14 protein-coding genes and 1 tRNA gene are annotated in these 16,255 nt (G+C 67.8%); 5 read left to right on the top strand and 10 right to left on the bottom strand.

The features are described 5' to 3' along the window. The 4 genes from V7S63_RS22185 to V7S63_RS22170 form a co-directional block, all read right to left on the bottom strand. On the bottom strand, positions 1-902 hold a 902-nt coding region (locus tag V7S63_RS22185; protein WP_465247284.1), incomplete at its 3' end, for a tetratricopeptide repeat protein. A gap of 70 nt (positions 903-972) precedes the next feature. Then, positions 973-2,169, bottom strand: coding sequence for an OpgC family protein (locus V7S63_RS22180; RefSeq protein WP_336531798.1), 1,197 nt, complete (start codon positions 2,167-2,169; stop codon positions 973-975). Then, positions 2,169-3,815, bottom strand: a complete 1,647-nt coding sequence (locus tag V7S63_RS22175) for a thiamine pyrophosphate-binding protein (protein WP_336531797.1) — start codon at positions 3,813-3,815, stop codon at positions 2,169-2,171. The genes V7S63_RS22180 and V7S63_RS22175 overlap by 1 nt, the downstream gene beginning before the upstream one ends. A gap of 72 nt (positions 3,816-3,887) precedes the next feature. Further along, positions 3,888-4,769 (bottom strand): CE1 family esterase, encoded by an 882-nt coding sequence (locus tag V7S63_RS22170; protein ID WP_336531796.1) that lies wholly within the window; start codon positions 4,767-4,769, stop codon positions 3,888-3,890. A gap of 148 nt (positions 4,770-4,917) precedes the next feature. Between V7S63_RS22170 and V7S63_RS22165 the strand changes: the two genes are divergently transcribed. Together V7S63_RS22165 and V7S63_RS22160 are read left to right on the top strand one after the other, a co-directional pair. Continuing rightward, the gene (locus V7S63_RS22165) at positions 4,918-5,493 is read left to right on the top strand and encodes a sigma-70 family RNA polymerase sigma factor (RefSeq protein WP_336531795.1); all 576 of its coding nucleotides are present in this window, start codon (positions 4,918-4,920) and stop codon (positions 5,491-5,493) included. Positions 5,494-5,557: 64 nt separating this feature from the next. After that, positions 5,558-6,199, top strand: coding sequence for a DUF1109 domain-containing protein (locus V7S63_RS22160; RefSeq protein ID WP_336531794.1), 642 nt, complete (start codon positions 5,558-5,560; stop codon positions 6,197-6,199). Between the two features lie 88 nt (positions 6,200-6,287). On the opposite strand, the gene V7S63_RS22155 is transcribed toward V7S63_RS22160, so the two are convergent. The 4 genes from V7S63_RS22155 to V7S63_RS22140 form a co-directional block, all read right to left on the bottom strand. Next, positions 6,288-6,363 (bottom strand) — tRNA-Thr (locus V7S63_RS22155). A 116-nt stretch (positions 6,364-6,479) separates the two neighbouring features. Continuing rightward, on the bottom strand, positions 6,480-7,424 hold the full coding sequence (locus V7S63_RS22150) for a prephenate/arogenate dehydrogenase family protein (protein ID WP_336531793.1): 945 nt from the start codon (positions 7,422-7,424) through the stop codon (positions 6,480-6,482). Continuing rightward, positions 7,421-8,530 (bottom strand): histidinol-phosphate transaminase, encoded by a 1,110-nt coding sequence (gene hisC / locus V7S63_RS22145; RefSeq protein WP_336531792.1) that lies wholly within the window; start codon positions 8,528-8,530, stop codon positions 7,421-7,423. Before hisC ends, V7S63_RS22150 begins: the two co-directional genes overlap by 4 nt. Positions 8,531-8,712: 182 nt before the next feature. Then, on the bottom strand, positions 8,713-9,549 hold the full coding sequence (locus V7S63_RS22140; protein WP_100961219.1) for a chorismate mutase: 837 nt from the start codon (positions 9,547-9,549) through the stop codon (positions 8,713-8,715). A 421-nt stretch (positions 9,550-9,970) separates the two neighbouring features. On the opposite strand from V7S63_RS22140, the gene metX reads away from it, so the two are divergent. Together metX and metW are read left to right on the top strand one after the other, a co-directional pair. After that, complete coding sequence (gene metX / locus V7S63_RS22135; protein WP_100961217.1) at positions 9,971-11,149, top strand: homoserine O-acetyltransferase MetX; 1,179 nt, start codon at positions 9,971-9,973, stop codon at positions 11,147-11,149. A 2-nt stretch (positions 11,150-11,151) separates the two neighbouring features. After that, positions 11,152-11,775, top strand: coding sequence for a methionine biosynthesis protein MetW (gene metW, locus V7S63_RS22130; protein WP_336531791.1), 624 nt, complete (start codon positions 11,152-11,154; stop codon positions 11,773-11,775). Between the two features lie 6 nt (positions 11,776-11,781). On the opposite strand, the gene V7S63_RS22125 is transcribed toward metW, so the two are convergent. Then, on the bottom strand, positions 11,782-13,620 hold the full coding sequence (locus V7S63_RS22125; protein WP_100961215.1) for a glycoside hydrolase family 15 protein: 1,839 nt from the start codon (positions 13,618-13,620) through the stop codon (positions 11,782-11,784). A 14-nt stretch (positions 13,621-13,634) separates the two neighbouring features. Beyond that, positions 13,635-14,756 carry a trehalose-phosphatase gene (gene otsB, locus V7S63_RS22120; RefSeq protein ID WP_336531790.1) on the bottom strand — a complete coding sequence of 374 codons (1,122 nt, stop codon included), beginning with the start codon at positions 14,754-14,756 and terminating at the stop codon, positions 13,635-13,637. On the opposite strand from otsB, the gene V7S63_RS22115 reads away from it, so the two are divergent. Next, entirely contained in the window at positions 14,649-16,205 is a 1,557-nt protein-coding gene (locus V7S63_RS22115) for an alpha,alpha-trehalose-phosphate synthase (UDP-forming) (protein WP_442896501.1), read from the top strand. The two genes, otsB and V7S63_RS22115, sit on opposite strands and share 108 nt — an antisense overlap. Positions 16,206-16,255 lie beyond the last annotated feature (50 nt).

The following is a 16,255-nucleotide window of genomic DNA, read 5'->3' as shown; positions in this document are numbered from 1 at the left end:
GCGAGTTCGTCCCAACGGGAGCCGACATCGACGCCGGCGAATTCGAGCCGCGCCAGCAGCGAGGCGCCATTGGCGATATCCCGATAATCGTCGGTCGACTCGGCCCGGATCTCCTCGTCATAGAGCCGCAGCACCTCGCCGGTCTCGCCCCGCTCGAGCCGGAACAGAGCCAGATGCCAGACAATGTGGAAGCGCAGATTGTTGGCGTGGGCGATGGCGCGGCCGTCGCTAAGCCAGACGATGCCCTCATCGGCCCGGCCGGTCATCTCCAGCACATGGGCGACGGCGTGGCGACCCCAGGCGTCGCGCGGGCTCAAGGCGACGGCGCGACGCCCGGCCCGCTCGGCCTCGGCATAGAAGCCGCGCTCCTCGAGCGCGAAGGCATGACAGCCATGGACATAGCCGGCGAGCGGATGGCTCTCGCCGAAGCCGGGCGCGACGCGGCGCAGGGTCGAGAGCATCTCGACCTGGTCGCCGAGCATGAAGCGGATGCCGTGCGAGAGCTTGAGGGCCAGCACGTCGAAGGGATGAGCCAGGAGGATCGCCTCCAGCCGCTCCGCCGCCCGGCGCGGGGCGCCGTCGAGCCAGAGCGCCAGCGCCTCGACCACCACCGCCTCGCGCCGCGTGACCGGCCGCAGGCGCGCTGCCGCACGCGCCTTCGCCAGGCAATCGCGGGCCGGGGCGACCAGCTCGGCCCGCGCCAGCGAGAGCAGCATCAACCCCTTGGCGGCATGGGCCAGGACGAAGTCGGGATCGGCGGCCAGCGTGCGGGCGAGATGATCGGGCGTGGCGGCGGCATGGGCGAGCAGCGCTTCGAGCGTATCGTTCCAGGCGAGGCGCGCGGCATCGTTCGCGACGGTGATGCGCTCGCCCGAGAGATCGTGATGCAAGGCGTAGGACATGGGCTGCTCCAGTGCCGCGCCGCAAAGGGGCGCTCTTCAGGGAGTTCGCAGCGGCTCGATCAAGCAGCGTTCAACTCGCTTCACGGACCCGTGTTGTCGGCGGGACCGCCGCGGCCGGTTCCTGCTGGCGCTCCGCCGCGGGCTTCGGCCTCGGCCCGGACCAGGGCGCGCTCTTGAACCAGCCGACGACGACAGCGACGGCGAGGATCAGCGCGAAGCCGGCGAGGTTGAGCAGCGCCACCACCGGCTCGCTGCGCCCGGCCATGTCGGCGACGGTGCCCAGCAGCCGCGCTAGCACCACGCTGGCAAGGAAAGCTGCGAGCGATTGCCGACCGATCAGGATGAGGAGATGGCCGGCGCCGCGATCGAGCCGGTCGCGCCAGGGCTCGATCAGGCTCAGAACGAGATAGGCGAACGCCAGGAAATGCAGCACCCGCAGGATGTGTAGGTCGGTCTTCTCGTTGGCGGGGATGATGAGATCGTGGGCCGTCTGCGCCAGTGGCCAGTGCTCGAGGATGCCCCAGAACGACAGCGGCACCGATACGAGGGCGAACAGCGCAGCCGCTATCATGAGGCGCCCGTCACGGAGCCGCGGCACCGGCAGCCAGTTCATGCCGATGAAGAAGCCGATGAAGAAGATCAGCTGCCAGGCGAAGGGGTTGAGAAACCAGCCGGCCCCGTTCCAGGGATTGCCGGACAGGTTGAGCCCCCAACTCCACACCGCGGCGTAGAGCCCGATCGCGATCAGGAAAGGCACTGCGGCGTGCAGGCGGCGGCCCAGCATCATCACGGGTACCAGCGCCAGGATGACGAGATACATCGGCAGGATGTCGAGATAATCCGGCTGCCAGGTGAGAGTGGCGATGCCGAGCAGGGCGCGTTCCGGGTTTGCGAGAAGCGGCGCGAACTGCTGTGCGAGGACGGATAGGCCGAAGCTCCGGTCGAGCAGAGCGGCAAGCGCTATCAGCGCCAGAACAAGGCCGATCTGCGCCCAGTAGACCTGCCAGATCCGGTAGGCGATGCGGGCCGTGCCCAGCCAAAGGCCGCGCCGGATGAAGACGCCGCCGAAGGCGAGCGCGCTGGCGAGGCCCGAGCAGAACACGAAGAGCTCCGCCCCCGAGGAGAAGCCGAAACGCGCCGGAATCCAGGCATTCCAGCTGTTCGCTGGCAGATGCGCGACGAAGATGATCAGCATGGTCAGGCCGCGGAAGAAATCGAGCCGCTCGTCGCGGGGCCGCTTCGTCGGCGTGGCGGGGAGCACCGTCATCAGAACGCCCCGTCATAGCTGCCGGCCTCGATGCGGCAGGCCAGCAGCGTGAAGCCCTTGCGGCGGAAGGCGGCTTCAGCCTCATGCGCAAGGGTCTCGCGATCATCGATGATCGCGCCGTAGCCGCCCGTCGCCCGGGCCACGGCGGCGAAATCGGTCTCGCCGATATCGACGCCGGCGCGTGGCAGACCAAGCTGGCGCTGCTTCAGCGCGATCAGCCCGAGGGCCTCATCGACGAGCACCACCACGATCACCGGCAGTTGCAGGTCTCGCAAGGTCGCCAGCTCGCCGAGCACCATCTCGAGCCCGGCATCGCCGACCAAGCATAGGGTCGGGCGGCCGGAGCCCAGCGCCGCTCCTGTCGCGAGCGGCAGAGCACAGCCCATGGTGCAAAGCCCGCTCGATTGCAGCAGGGTTCGTGGCCCGTCGCAGCGCCAGATTTGGCTGAACAGGATGCGATGGGCGCCGGAATCGGCGGTCGCTATAGTGCCGGCCGGAGCGACCTCGCGCAGGGTTTCGAAGACGGTGTGCGGACCCCATTCGCCGGGAGCGGCAAAGGCGGCATGGAAGGCTTCGCGGATCGCGGCCGGCTCGTCCCCCGGCCAGCTCGCCTTTTGCGGAAGCTCGTCCGCAAGCCGCGTCAGGATCATGCCGACGGCCCCCTCCAGCATAAGGCTCGACTCGTGCATGCCGTGCTGGAGCGGCTCGGCGACGATGTCGATGACCGGCTTGCCGGCCGGCCAGGGATTGCGCCAGCCCTGGCGCATCTCGATCGGATCATACCCGGCGAGCACGATCAGGTCGGCCGCCTCGATCAGCGGTCGCACGATCGCATCGGCCTTCGGCGAGAGACCGACGGCGCCGATCACGCGCGGATCAGCCTCCGGCACCAGCCCCTTGGCCTTGTAGGTGGTGAGTAGCGGCGCGCCGGTCGCGGCCAGGAAGCGATCGAGCGCGACTGCGCCGTCCTGGTTGACGAGGTCGAGCCCGGCGATGACCAGAGGCCGCTTTGCCGCGGCGATCAGCGCCTGCGCCGGCCGCAGATCGGCGGGGACCAATGGGGCGGGAAGCGAGATCGCGGGCGCTGTGCGCCAGGCAGTGCGGGCCTCGGCGACGGAGATCGGCAGGTCGATATGAACCGGCCCCGGCCGGCCGCGCCGGGCGATGGCGACGGCCTTGGCGACCACGAGATCCTCGGTGCCGGGAGCGGCGCGGAAGCTCGCCTTGACCAATGGACGCAGCACGGCCTGATGATCGAAGATCTGGTGCGTATAGCTTTCGGCCAGGGCCTGATCGACGCAGCCGGTCACGAAGATCAGCGGCACCCGATCCTGCTGCGCATTGGCGACGACGTTGACCGCATTGGCGACGCCGGGGCCGAGCGTCGCGACGAGCACGGGCAGCGCGCCGGTCGCATGCCAGAGCCCTTCGGCCATGAAGCCGGCGGCATTCTCATGTCGGGCGAGCTCGAACCGGATGCCGGCGCGCCCGAGCGCATCGACCAGCGCCAGCACCTCGCCGCCGGGGATACCGAAGGCATGGGTGGCGCCGGCAGCAGCCAATTGAGCGGCCAGGAGATCGGCGCCCGTGACGGGTTGCCCGAGGCCGGTGCCAGCCGGCTCCGCCGCTATCCGTTCATGGCGCATCGTCTCTCTCCGCTTTGCCGCCGCGGCGGTCATGCGAGAAAGATCGCGCGGAAGGCCGGATTGGTTACAGGATCACGGAGACGTGAGCTTGGCGGCGGAATCTGGCGGCTCGGCCGGCATCGCCAGCCGCCAGGCGCGCTCGACCCAGGCCGGATCGGCTTCATGGCCGCCGGCATGCAGGCATAGCTCCAACTTGGCCTTGCCGTCGCAGCCGCGCGCGATGCGGCATGCGAGCCCCTCGCTCTCGGACACGGCGCGAGCGGTTTCGGCCAAGGCCGCGGTGCAGCCGCCCGGTGCGATGATCGCGAAGCTCTTGAAGACATCGCCCTGCCGCGCTCCGGAGCGCAGCGCGCGGCCGGCGAGCGGCACCGTCGCATCGCTCGTGCCGTGGACGTGGATCAGCGGCGGGCGCGGACCATCGCAGCGTTCCGGCAAGGGCTCCCAGAAGGCACCGGCGATCGGCGCAAAGGCGGCAAAGCGCGCCGGCATCCGGCAGGCGAGATACCAGACCATCGAGCCGCCCTGCGAGAACCCACTCGCCAGGATACGGCGGGAATCGACCGGAAAGCGCACTGCGACATCGTCCAGCACCTGGCCCACGAAGGCGAACTCGTCGCGGTTGCGGGCGGGCGAGCCGGGATAGGACCAGGTGCGGCCGGCTCCATCGGGCGCGATCAGCGCGACGCCGAGGCGCCGGGCGACAGTCAGCAGGCCGGGATCGGCGATCACCTCCTCGGCCGAGCCCTGATAGCCGTGGAAATACATGATCGCCCCGACCCTCCGCTCGCTGGCTGCCGGCGGCGGCAGGACGATGCGATAGCTGCCGGTCGCCACGATACAGCCTGTCGGCGTCGGACAGGCCTCGCCGGATTGCGGCAGGCCGGGCTCCCCGGCGGCGGGCGCCGCGATGACGAAGCAGGCCAGTGCGCCTGCGAGCCATCGCCTCTTGCCCATCTGCGTCCCTCCGTGAACAAGGGCCGGCATGCCCTCGCGCGAGCGTAACGGACCAGCGCAAGCGCTTCATCGGCCGCTCGCAGGCTTGTGAGCCCGTCCCCGCCATGCGACGGACAGGCAGTTTGTCCCCGTGCGAGAAACGCAAGACGTGTCGCTGCAAGAGCTCGAAACCCAGCTCCGGCCGATCTTCCTAGCGGCCCTTGCCGGCGATGCCGCGGCCTATCGCCTATTCCTCGATACGATCAGCGTGCGACTGCGCGGCTATCTCAGGCAGATGCTGGCGCGCGCCGGCCGCAGCGAGGCGAGCGAGGCCGAGGACGTGCTGCAGGAAACGCTGCTGGCGCTGCATCTGTCGCGCCACACCTACGATGCCACCAGCCCGGTAACGGCCTGGGCGCACGCGATCGCGCGCTACAAGCTCGTCGATCATCTGCGCCGCTCCGGTCGTCATGTCGCCAACCTGCCGCTCGACGACGAGGCCTATCAGCTCGCCGGGCCGACCGATGATGCGGCGTCAGAGGCGAGGCTCGATCTGGAGCGCGCCATGGCGGCCCTGCCGGGGCGCACGCGCGCCCTGATCGACAAGGTCAAGCTCCAGGGGGCGAGCGTGGCCGAAGCCGCCCGCGCCGCAGGCATGACCGAGACGGCGGCCAAGGTCGCGATCCATCGCGGCCTGCAGGCCATGGCCAGGTTCCTCTCCCGGCGCGGGGAGCGACCGGGATGAAAGAGGCCGTGTGTAACCTTTCGACGATCCCGAGCGAATTTCCTGCCGAACGGACCAGAGAACCATGCAGACCGATGAGCTGATCGCCGTGATGACCGCGGGCCACCGCCCGGTGGACACCGGCTGGCTGCGTCGGGCTACATGGCTCGCCGCGCTTGCCGCTCTGGTGCTGACAGTGGCGCTGCTCGGTTTCACTATCGGCGTCCGGCGCAATCTCGCGGGCGTGATCGTCACCACGCCGGTCATCGCCAAGGTTCTGTTCGGCGCCAGCATCGCCGTCATCGCGCTCACCTTGTTTCAGCGCAGCCTCAGGCCCGGACTGAAGCCGAAGCGCCTGCTGCCGCTGGTGGCGATCCCGGTCGCACTGGTCGCAGCCTGGGCCGTGCTGACGCTGGCGCTCGCGCCTGTCGAGCAGTGGCAGGCGCTCATCTTCGGGCGCTACTGGCGCAGCTGCCTGTTCAACGTGCCGCTCTATGCGCTCGTCCCGCTCGTCGCGCTGTTCTGGCTGGCCCGGCGCGGTGCACCGGTCGATACGACCTTGACCGGGCTTTGCGCCGGCCTGGCCGCGGCCGGACTCTCCGTCGTGGCCTATGCGCTGCATTGCCCGGACGACACGGCGCCGTTCCTGGCGACCTGGTACACGATCGCGATCGCGACGGTCACCGTGATCGGCGCGCTGATCTTCCCGCGGCTCCTGCGCTGGTAGCGAGCCGCGCCAAAGGCCGCTCAGCCGGACGAGCGGCCTTTGATCATCCTGCTGAGGCCGCGGATTCAGCTCGAAAGAATTGAGAGAGTGGTGCCGCAAGAGGGATTCGAACCCCCGACCCCCTCATTACGAATGAGGTGCTCTACCAGCTGAGCTATTGCGGCGACGGGTGGGGCTGTATCAGCCCGACCCCGTTTTGACAAGGCAGACAAGCCCACCATAGGCATGGAATTCACGCCCGGCTGTGGGAACCCCGCGGGGACACCAGCGCGCCTGCTGCTCAGCCCTTCTTCAGCTTCTCCGTCTCGGCCTTCTCCTGGCCGAGCGCGACGATGCCGCGGCGGATCGCGCGCGTACGGGTGAAGTGCTTGTGCAGGGTCTCGCCGTCGCCATAGCGGATGGCGCGGGTGAGCAGCGCAAGATCCTCGTTGAAGCGGCCGAGCATTTCCAGCACCGCCTCCTTGTTGGCGAGGAAGACGTCGCGCCACATGGTCGGGTCGCTCGCGGCGATGCGGGTGAAGTCGCGGAAGCCGCCGGCGGAGAACTTGATCACCTCCGACTGCGTCACCGCCGCCAGATCCTCGGCGGTGCCGACGATGTTGTAGGCGATCAGATGCGGCAGGTGGCTGGTGATGGCGAGGACGAGGTCATGGTGCTGCGAGCCCATCACCTCGACGATCGCCGCCATCCCCTCCCAGAACTGACGGGTGCGGGCGATCGCGGCCTCGTCCGTGCCGGGCGGCGGCGTCAGGATGCACCAGCGATTGAGGAAGAGGCTGGGGAAGCCGGCATCGGGGCCGGAATTCTCGGTGCCGGCGACCGGATGGGCCGGGACGAAATGCACGCCCTCGGGCAGATGGGGCGTAACTGCCTCGACCACCGCATGCTTGACCGAGCCGACATCCGACAGGATCGCGCCGGCCTTCAGCACGGGCGCGATCTCCTGCGCGACTGCACCGCAGGCACCAACCGGCACGCAGAGCACGATATGGTCGGCGTCGCGCACAGCCTCGAGCGCGCTCTCGGCGACTTCATGTCCGAGATCGAGCTCGCGAGCTCTCCGGCGGACATCGGGGTCGGCGTCGCTCAGCACGATATGGCGGGCGAGGTTGAGCTCCTTGGCCGCATGCGCGATCGAGGAGCCGATCAGGCCGATGCCGATGATGGCGAGCCGCCCGAAGAGCGGCTCGTCGCGGCGCGGCGCGAATGTTTCCGGCGCGCTCACGCCGCCTTGCCCAGGAACTCGGCCAGGGCCGCGACAACGAGCCGGTTGGCCTCCTCGCTGCCGATGGTCATGCGCAGCGCGTCCGGCAGGCCGTAGGAGGCGACCGAGCGCAGGATCAGCCCGCGCTGGGTCAGGAAGGCGTCGGCCTCCTTCGCACTCTTGCCGCCAGCGGCGGGGAAATGGATCAGGAGGAAGTTGCCGACCGAAGGCGTGACGATAAGGCCGAGCTTCTCCAGCTCGGCCGTGGTCCAGGCCAGCCATTTGTCGTTGTGCTCGATCGCCGAGGCGATGTGAGCCTCGTCGGCGATGGCAGCGACACCGGCTTCGATCGCGGCGCCATTGACGTTGAAGGGGCCGCGGGTGCGGTTCAGCGCATCGATGATGTGGGCGGGACCATAGGCCCAGCCGAGGCGCAGGTTCGCCAGGCCGTAGATCTTCGAGAAGGTGCGGGTCATCACGACGTTCTCTGATGTCGCGACCAGTTCGAGGCCCGAGGCGTAATCGTTGCGCCGGACATATTCGGCATAGGCCGCGTCCAGCACCAGCAGGACATGCGGTGGCAGGCCGGCCTGCAGGCGCTTGACCTCGTCGAAGGGCAGATAGGTGCCGGTCGGGTTGTTGGGGTTGGCGAGGAAGACGATCTTGGTGCGCGGCGTCACCGCGGCGAGGATCGCATCGATATCGGCGGTGAGGTTCGTCTCGGGCACGATCACCGGCTTGCCGCCGGCGGCGAGGATCGCGATCTTGTAGACGAGGAAGCCATGCTCGGTGAACACGCCCTCGTCGCCATCGCCGAGATAGACCTTGGTGATCAGCTGCAGCAACTCGTCCGAGCCGGTGCCGCAGACGATGCGGTTGGCATCGAGCCCGTAGCGGCCGGCGATCGCCTCGCGCAGCTTGGTCGCCGAGCCATCCGGATAAAGCTCGAGCTTGCCGGCGAGGTTGCCATAAGCCGCGATCGCCTTCGGGCTCGGGCCGAGCGGGGTCTCGTTGGAAGAGAGCTTGTGCAGCTTGACTCCGGCCGGGGCCGACGACTTGCCGGGGACATAGGCCTCGATGTCGAGGACACCGGGACGCGGAACGGGGCGGGAAGCGGGCAGAGCCATGGGGCTGGGCTTTCGGTTTCGGGCGTTTCTTTTAAACCAACGAAGTCATCCCGGGCGACCGGAGGGAGACCCGGGATCCATTCCGGAACCTCCTTCGGAAAGGCTCCGGAATGGATCTCGGATCGGCGCGGCCTCGCCGCTTGTCCGGGATGACGAAGAGGGTTCAGCGATAAGGGTTCATTTCAAGAGCGGACGGATTTGAAGGCGAAGCGGGCGGCGTGACTGCCGATCTCGGTCAACTCCTTGAGGCCCGCGGGTTCGAGTGCGCTGCGGATGGCGTCGACCGGCGTCTCGCCGGACGCCGCCACCAGCAGCGCCAGATGCGAGCCGTCGGCGGCGCTGGCCGAGACTTCGGCGAGATGCTGGGCGAGGCCGTGGCGAAGTTGCTCCGACCAGCGCTCGACCCGGGCGGCATAGAGCACGATCTCGCGCACGGCGGCGTCGGTCAGCGGCTTGGCGATGCAGTAGACCGGTGTGCCGGCAGGATGGTCGGGCCGCTCGATGAAGGGCAGGCGCGCGATGATCTTGGGCTGGGCGGGGCCGATCAGGTCGCGCCACCAGACGCCGGCGCTGGCGCCCAGGTCCATGCGGAAGATGCCGAGATCACCGGCCGAATCCGCCACCGCCGCGATCACGGCGCGGGCGTCCTCATGGGTGACGAAAGGCACGGTGAAGCCGAAATGGAAGCGAGCGCTGTCGCGCATCGCCGCATCGCCGCCGGAGATGTCGGCATGGACCGAATAGTTCGCCTGCACGAAGGTGAAGGTCGCGATGATGATGCGCCAGATGCTCTCGACCGTGTCGAGCGGCAGCAGCCCCTGATGGCGCAAGGCGAGGCGCTTCATCATGTCGGCCTCCCGGCCAGGGCGGAAGGCCGAGCCGGACACCTGCGTCTTCTTGATCGCGATCAGCGTCTCGATGATCTGCGAGCGCTCCATCAGCAGGCCGTGCATCGCCGCATCGATGCGGTCGATCTCGCTGCGCAGATCGGCGAGCGTGGTCGGGGCGGCTTGCGTCATGATGGCCAGACTTCGTTAGAGCCTCGAACAAAACCTGAGCAGGTATGGACGCCGGCAATTCGTCCGATCCGCCAGGAGCGACGTGCAGCCGATACCGTTGGTATCGGCAAGCGGCGCGACGCCGCGGGCGGGCGAATTCCCGGCGCCGAAGGTGGGCCTTGGAGGGCCGCCTGCGGCGTCGAAGCGACTTGCCGATATCGAAGGATATCGGCTGCGCGCTCCTCCTGGCATTCGACTCCTCCAAGACCCATCCAGACCTGCTCAGGTTTTGTTCGAGGCTCTCAATCGTGCCGGTCTCTTAGCGGCCACCGAGGGGCTTGGCAAAGCGTTCGCGACGCATCGCTGCGTTGACAGACGGGAAGAGCCGCGCCATCGGTAATATCCGCTATTACGAACGGACCGGGCGACAAGACAAATCCGAATGCCGAACCGGACGCAAGCTCCCGAACCTCTCGCCGATCCGCTGGCCGAAGCCAATCAGCCGTCGAGCCTGCTCGTCCAGTTCGGGCCGGACAAGGCCCTGCAGCTCGATTCCGGCGCGGTGCTGCAGCATTGGCAGATCGCCTACCAGACTTACGGCACCTTGAATGCGTCCCGGTCGAATGCCGTCCTCGTCTGCCACGCCCTGACCGGCGACCAGTATGTCGCGAGCCGCAACCCGGTCACCGGCAAGGGCGGCTGGTGGACGGCGATGATCGGGCCGGGCAAGCCGATCGACACCGACCGCTTCTTCATCATCTGCGCCAATGTGCTCGGCGGCTGCATGGGCACGACCGGCCCGGCCTCGACCAATCCGGCGACAGGCAGGCCGTGGGGCCTGTCCTTCCCGATGGTGACGATCCGCGACATGGTGCGGGCGCAGGCGCATCTCGTCGACTCGCTCGGGATCGACAGCCTGTTCTGCGTCGCTGGTGGCTCGATGGGCGGGATGCAGGTGCTGCAGTGGGCGGCGAGCTATCCGACGCGGGTGTTCAGCGCCCTGCCGCTCGCCACCGCCGCCAAGCACTCGGCCCAGAACATCGCCTTCCACGAGGTCGGCCGCCAGGCGGTGATGGCCGATCCGGACTGGCGCCAGGGGCGCTATCTCGACGAGGGCACAAGGCCTTCGAAAGGACTCTCTGTGGCGCGCATGGGCGCGCACATCACCTATCTCTCGGAGCCGGCGCTGCATCGCAAGTTCGGCCGCAAGCTGCAGGAGCGCAGCGCGCCGACCTTCACCTTCGACGCCGACTTTCAGGTGGAGAGCTACCTGCGCCATCAAGGCGTCAGCTTCGTCGAGCGCTTCGACGCCAATTCCTATCTCTACGTGACGCGCGCGATGGACTATTTCGACCTCGCCGACGACCACGACGGCGTGCTGGCCAAGGCCTTCGCCGGGACGCGGACGCGGTTCTGCGTCGCCTCGTTCACCTCCGACTGGCTGTTCCCGACTGCCGACTCGCGCGCCATTGTGCACGCCCTCAACGCGGCCGGCGCCTCGGTCTCCTTCGTCGAGCTCGAAAGCGACAAGGGCCACGACGCCTTCCTGCTGGAGGAGCCCAACCTGTTCGCGACGACGCGCGGCTTCATCGGCGCCGCGGCGCGGGCCAGGGGGATCTGAGCATGGCGCTGGCGGACACCCAGACAAACCGCATCGACCTGCGGCTCGTCGCCGAGATGGTGACACCGGGCTCCCGCGTGCTCGATGTCGGCTGCGGCGACGGCGAGTTGCTGTCGCTGCTCGCCGAGACGCGCGGCGTCGACGGGCGCGGCATCGAACTGTCGCGCGAAGGCGTCGCCGGCTGCGTCGCGCGCGGCCTTTCAGTCGTCCAGGGCGATGCCGACACCGATCTAGCCGACTATCCCGACGACAGTTTCGACTACGTCATCCTCTCGCAGACCATCCAGGCGACCCGCAATCCACGCGATGTGCTGGAACACATGCTGCGCATCGGCCGGCGCGCCATCGTCTCCTTCCCGAATTTCGGGCATTGGCGCATGCGCACCCAGGTCTTCTTCATGGGTCGGATGCCTGTGACCGACTCCCTGCCCTATGCGTGGTGGGAGACGCCCAACATCCATTTCTGCACGATCCGCGACTTCGTCGCGCTGTGCGACGCCGTCGGCGCGGAAAAGGAACGTGCCGTCGCGCTCGATGTCTCCGGCGGCAGGGTTGGCGTCAGCGCGCCCTGGTGGTTCTGGAACCTCTTCGGTGCGCAGGCGGTGTTCCTGCTGAGGCGGGGGTAGCCTCGCTCAGAACGCCTCTTCCCAGTTCCTGCTCAACCGCATCGCCGAATTGATCAGGCCGACCATCGAATAGGTCTGCGGGAAGTTGCCCCAGAGCTCGCCGGTTTCGAGATCGGCATCCTCCGAGAGCAGGCCGAAGCTGTTGCGGCGCTGCAGGATGCGGCCGAAGAGCTCCTTCGCCTCGTCCTTGCGGCCAATCGCGTGCAGCGCATCGACATACCAGAAGGCGCAGATCAGGAAGCCGGTGTGCATGAAGCCGAAATCGTCCTGCGTGCCATAGCGCAGGATCAGGTCGCCGCGGCCGAGCTCGCGGCCGATCGACTCCACGGTCGCTATGTAGCGCGGATCGTCCGGCTTGACGAAGCCGAGCTCGGCGATCAGCAGCAGCGTCGCATCGAGATCGGCGCCGTCGAAGGTCGAGACGAAATGACCCTTCTCCTGGTTCCAGATCCGGTCGGTGATGATGCCCTTCAGGCGCTTGGCCTCAGCCCGCCAATATTCCTTGCGATCGGCGCGGCCGAGCGTGCCGGCGATGCGGGCGAGCCGGTCGCAGGCCGCCCAGCACATCACGCTGGAGAATGAGTGGACCACCTCTTTCTCCCGCAGCTCCCAGGGGCCGGCATCGGGCTTGTCGAAGACCGCGATGGCGCGCTCGCCCATGCGTTCGAGTTGCGCGAAGAGCGCCTCCTTGCCCGGCTGGATCAGGCGGCGGTCGAAGAAGGACTGGGTCGCGGCGAGCACGACGGCGCCATAGCCGTCGTTCTGGATCTGTGTGGCGGCGCCGTTGCCGACGCGCACGGGCTGATGGCCGCGATAGCCGGCGAGGTTAGGCACCTCGAACTCACGCAATTCGCCGCCGCGCGTGATCGGATAGAGCGGCGGCAGGTGCTCGGCGCCGCTCTCCGAATAGGTGTCGACGATGTTGGTGATGAAGCCGAGATAGTCCTCCATCGTCCGCGTCGTGCCCAGGCGATTGAGGGCGTGCACGACGAAATAGGCGTCGCGCAGCCAGCAGAAGCGATAATCCCAGTTGCGCTGCGTGCCCGGGGCCTCCGGGATCGAGGTGGTCAGCGCCGCGACGATGGCGCCGCTCTCCTCGAAGGAGCAGAGCTTCAGCGTGATCGCGGCACGGATGACCTCGCGCTGCCACTCGAACGGAATCGAGAGCGAGCGGACCCAGTCGCGCCAGTAGTCGGTGGTCTTGTCGAGAAATTCGCGCGAGGTTGTCTCGATCTCGGCGCGCAGCGCCTCGTCCGAGCCGATGAAGAAGGAGAACGGCTTCTCGACCGCAAACGGAATGCTCTCCAGCACATAGGAAACGGGCGCGTCCGTCGTCAGCCGGATCGTCTGGTCGGCGCCGACGAAGCGGACATGATTCGAGCCGCGGGTGATCTCGTCCGGCTCCTCGCCGAGGCCGAGGCAAGGTTTGACCACGACGCGGATGCGCGGGCGCCCGGAGATTCGGCGAACACGGCGCACAAGCTGCGGCGGCCGGAAGAAGCGCTCGAAACGGACGAAGCGCGGGGCGAAGTCGAGAATCTCCAGCGCATTGCCCTGGTCGTCTGACAGCACCGAGGAGAGGATCGCGGTGTTGTCGAGATAGCTCTGCTCGCAGCGGGTCATCCCGACCATCTCGATGGCGAACACGCCCTTCTTCGGCACGGCGTCGCCGTCATCGATCTGGTTGTCGATCAGCGAGCAGAAGACGGGGTCGCGGTCGAAGCGCGGAAAGCAGCCCCAGACGATATGGGCACGCCGGTCGATCAGCGCGGCGATCGAGCAATTGCCGATGACGCCGAGATCGAGCGAGGCGACGCGCGGCGAGGCGGTGGTCGTCACAGTCATGCCGGTTCCTGAAGTCAGTTCTGGAGAAAGGTTTCGAGCGTGAGGTCGCCGCCGTCGGCGGCAGCGAGCAGAACCTGGCGAAGTGCCGTAGGCGAGGCCAGACGATGGCGGGCGCAGGTCTGGCCATCGCCGATCCGGATCGACAGACCCGAGGCCGCATTGACCGCGGCAAAGCCATCCTCGTCGGTAACGTCGTCGCCGACGAAGACCGGCGTGCGGCCGGCATAGGCGTCCTGCTGCATCAGCCAGGTAATGGCGCCGCCCTTGCTTGCGCTCGCCGGGACCAACTCAGCGACAGCCTTGCCGCGCTGGAGGCGCATCGTCGGGCCGATTTCGGCGGCGAGGCCTTCCATCAGTGCGAGTGCTTCGTCGGCGAGCGCAGGCGCCAGCCGCCAGTGCAGCGCGATCGATTGGCGCTTGTCCTCGATGATGACGCCGACATTGGAGTTGGCGAAGCGAACCATGGCGCGGAGCGCAGCGTGGAGCGCTTCCGCGGGAGCGGCGACCGGCGCATCCTCACTGCCAAGGCGGATCTGGGCGCCATGCAGACCGGCAGCGTCGAAGCGATAGGGCGCCATCATCTTGTCGAGCAGCGCCACGGGGCGCCCGGAGACCAGGGCCAGTGCGCCGCCGAGCCGCTGACGCAACGCGTCCAGGGCTTCAGGCAGGCGCCGGTCGATCCGCACATCCTCCGGCGAGGGCGCGATCTCGACCAGGGTTCCGTCGAAATCGAGGAACAGCGCGATCTGCCCGCTGACGGCAACGGCTTTTGCGGGAGGTTCAGCGACCCCGGGACTCAGCATCTGTGACATGACGACCTGGTTAGAGGGTGAAACGGGCGAAAGGACGACAATCGTGAAAGCGTCCCCTCCTCGCCACATTCGAGGTTCAGTTTGGCGCGAGGTCGCCATGATCCGGTCACGGCGGCGACGCGAAGCGGCCGGCAAAGCCGGCGTCACACGAAACATTACGCCTGCCCGCGCGTTCTGTTCCCGCGCCTTTGCGGCAGCGTCAGCAAAATGTGAGGCATCATGCGTCTTGTCGTCGTGTCCAACCGCGTCACCATGCCCGAACGCGGCGAAAAGGTGGCGGCAGGTGGCCTGGCAGTCGCATTGCGTTCGGCCCTCGAGCAACATGGCGGCCTCTGGTTCGGCTGGAGCGGAGCGGTCAGCAGCGAGCCTGCGGCGCAGTTGGAGCCCATCAAGCACGGCAAGGTCAGCTACGCCGTCACCGACCTGACCGAGGCCGAGCGCCAGAGCTATTATCTCGGCTTCGCCAACCGCGCGCTCTGGCCGCTGATGCATTACCGGCTCGGCCTGACCGAATTCACCCGCGCCGACTATGCCGGCTATCTCGGCGTCAACCGCCGCTTCGCCCGGCTGCTCATCCCGCTGCTCAAGCCTGACGACGTCATCTGGATCCATGACTACCACCTGATCCCTCTCGCGGCCGAGTTGCGGCGGCGCGGCGTCACCAACCGGATCGGCTACTTCCATCATATCCCCTGGCCGCCGGCCGAGGTGTTCGGCTCCCTGCCCTTCTCATCGACCCTGATCAGCACGATGACGGCCTACGACCTGATCGGCCTGCAGACCCAGAACGACGTCGCCAACCTGATCGGCGGGCTGGTCGCGCTCTGCGGTGCGCACCGCGACGGCAACCGGGTCAGGACCGGCCAGCGCGAAGCGGTGGTGCAGGCCTTCCCGATCGGCATCGACGTCGAGGGTTTCCGCAAACTCGCCCAGGCGTCGATCCGGGCGGCGACTCAGCCGGTGCGGGCGACGACTGCCCCTCTTGGCAGCCGCAAGCTGGTGATCGGTGTCGATCGGCTCGACTATTCCAAGGGCATCGTGCAGCGGCTGGAGGCTTTCGGGACCTTCCTGCGCAACCATCCGGAATACCGCGGCGATGTCGGCCTGCTGCAGATCGCGCCCCCCTCGCGCAGCGACGTACCCGAATATGCCGAGCTCGACCGGATGTCGGACGAAGTCGCCGGCCGCCTCAACGCCGCGCTCGGCGAGTTCGACTGGACGCCGATCCGGGTGGTGAAGAAGGCCTATTCGCGCAGCGCTCTCGCCGGTCTCTACCGGCGCGCGCAGGTCGGGCTGGTGACGCCGATGCGCGACGGCATGAACCTCGTCGCCAAGGAATATGTGGCGGCGCAGAATCCCGGCAATCCCGGCGTGCTGGTGCTGTCGCGCTTCGCCGGCGCAGCCCACCAACTCGGCGAGGCGCTGATCGTCAACCCGTTCGACACCCACGAGGTGGCCGAGGCGATCCGGACCGCACTCGCCATGCCGCTATCGGAACGGCAGCGCCGCTTCGAGCGGCTCTACGCGACGATCTCCTCGACCGACATCGACTGGTGGACGTCGCGCTATCTCGCTGCCCTCTCCGGCCTCGATATCCCCAACGGCGACATCGTGCCGCCGGGGCGACCCAAAACGCGGCGCAACACACGTAAATCGGGCATTACTAACAGCCTCGCACGCGCGGATATGCTTCCTCAGGCCTCCCGACCGACACACGGCAAAGGCGGCGCGGCGCGCGGCAAGGCCTTGCCGAACGCTCCCTCCGCTGGCTAGAAGCAGCCCGCTAGGGGCAGTCAACCCAGCTTGCGCTTGCGACTCAGCGG

It is taken from the genome of Allobosea sp. CCNWLY174 (assembly GCF_037120455.1).
In the GTDB taxonomy this organism is placed as follows: domain Bacteria; phylum Pseudomonadota; class Alphaproteobacteria; order Rhizobiales; family Beijerinckiaceae; genus Allobosea; species Allobosea lupini.
Note: the sequence above shows the minus strand (reverse complement) of the source record. Positions and strands in the feature narration are given on the sequence as shown.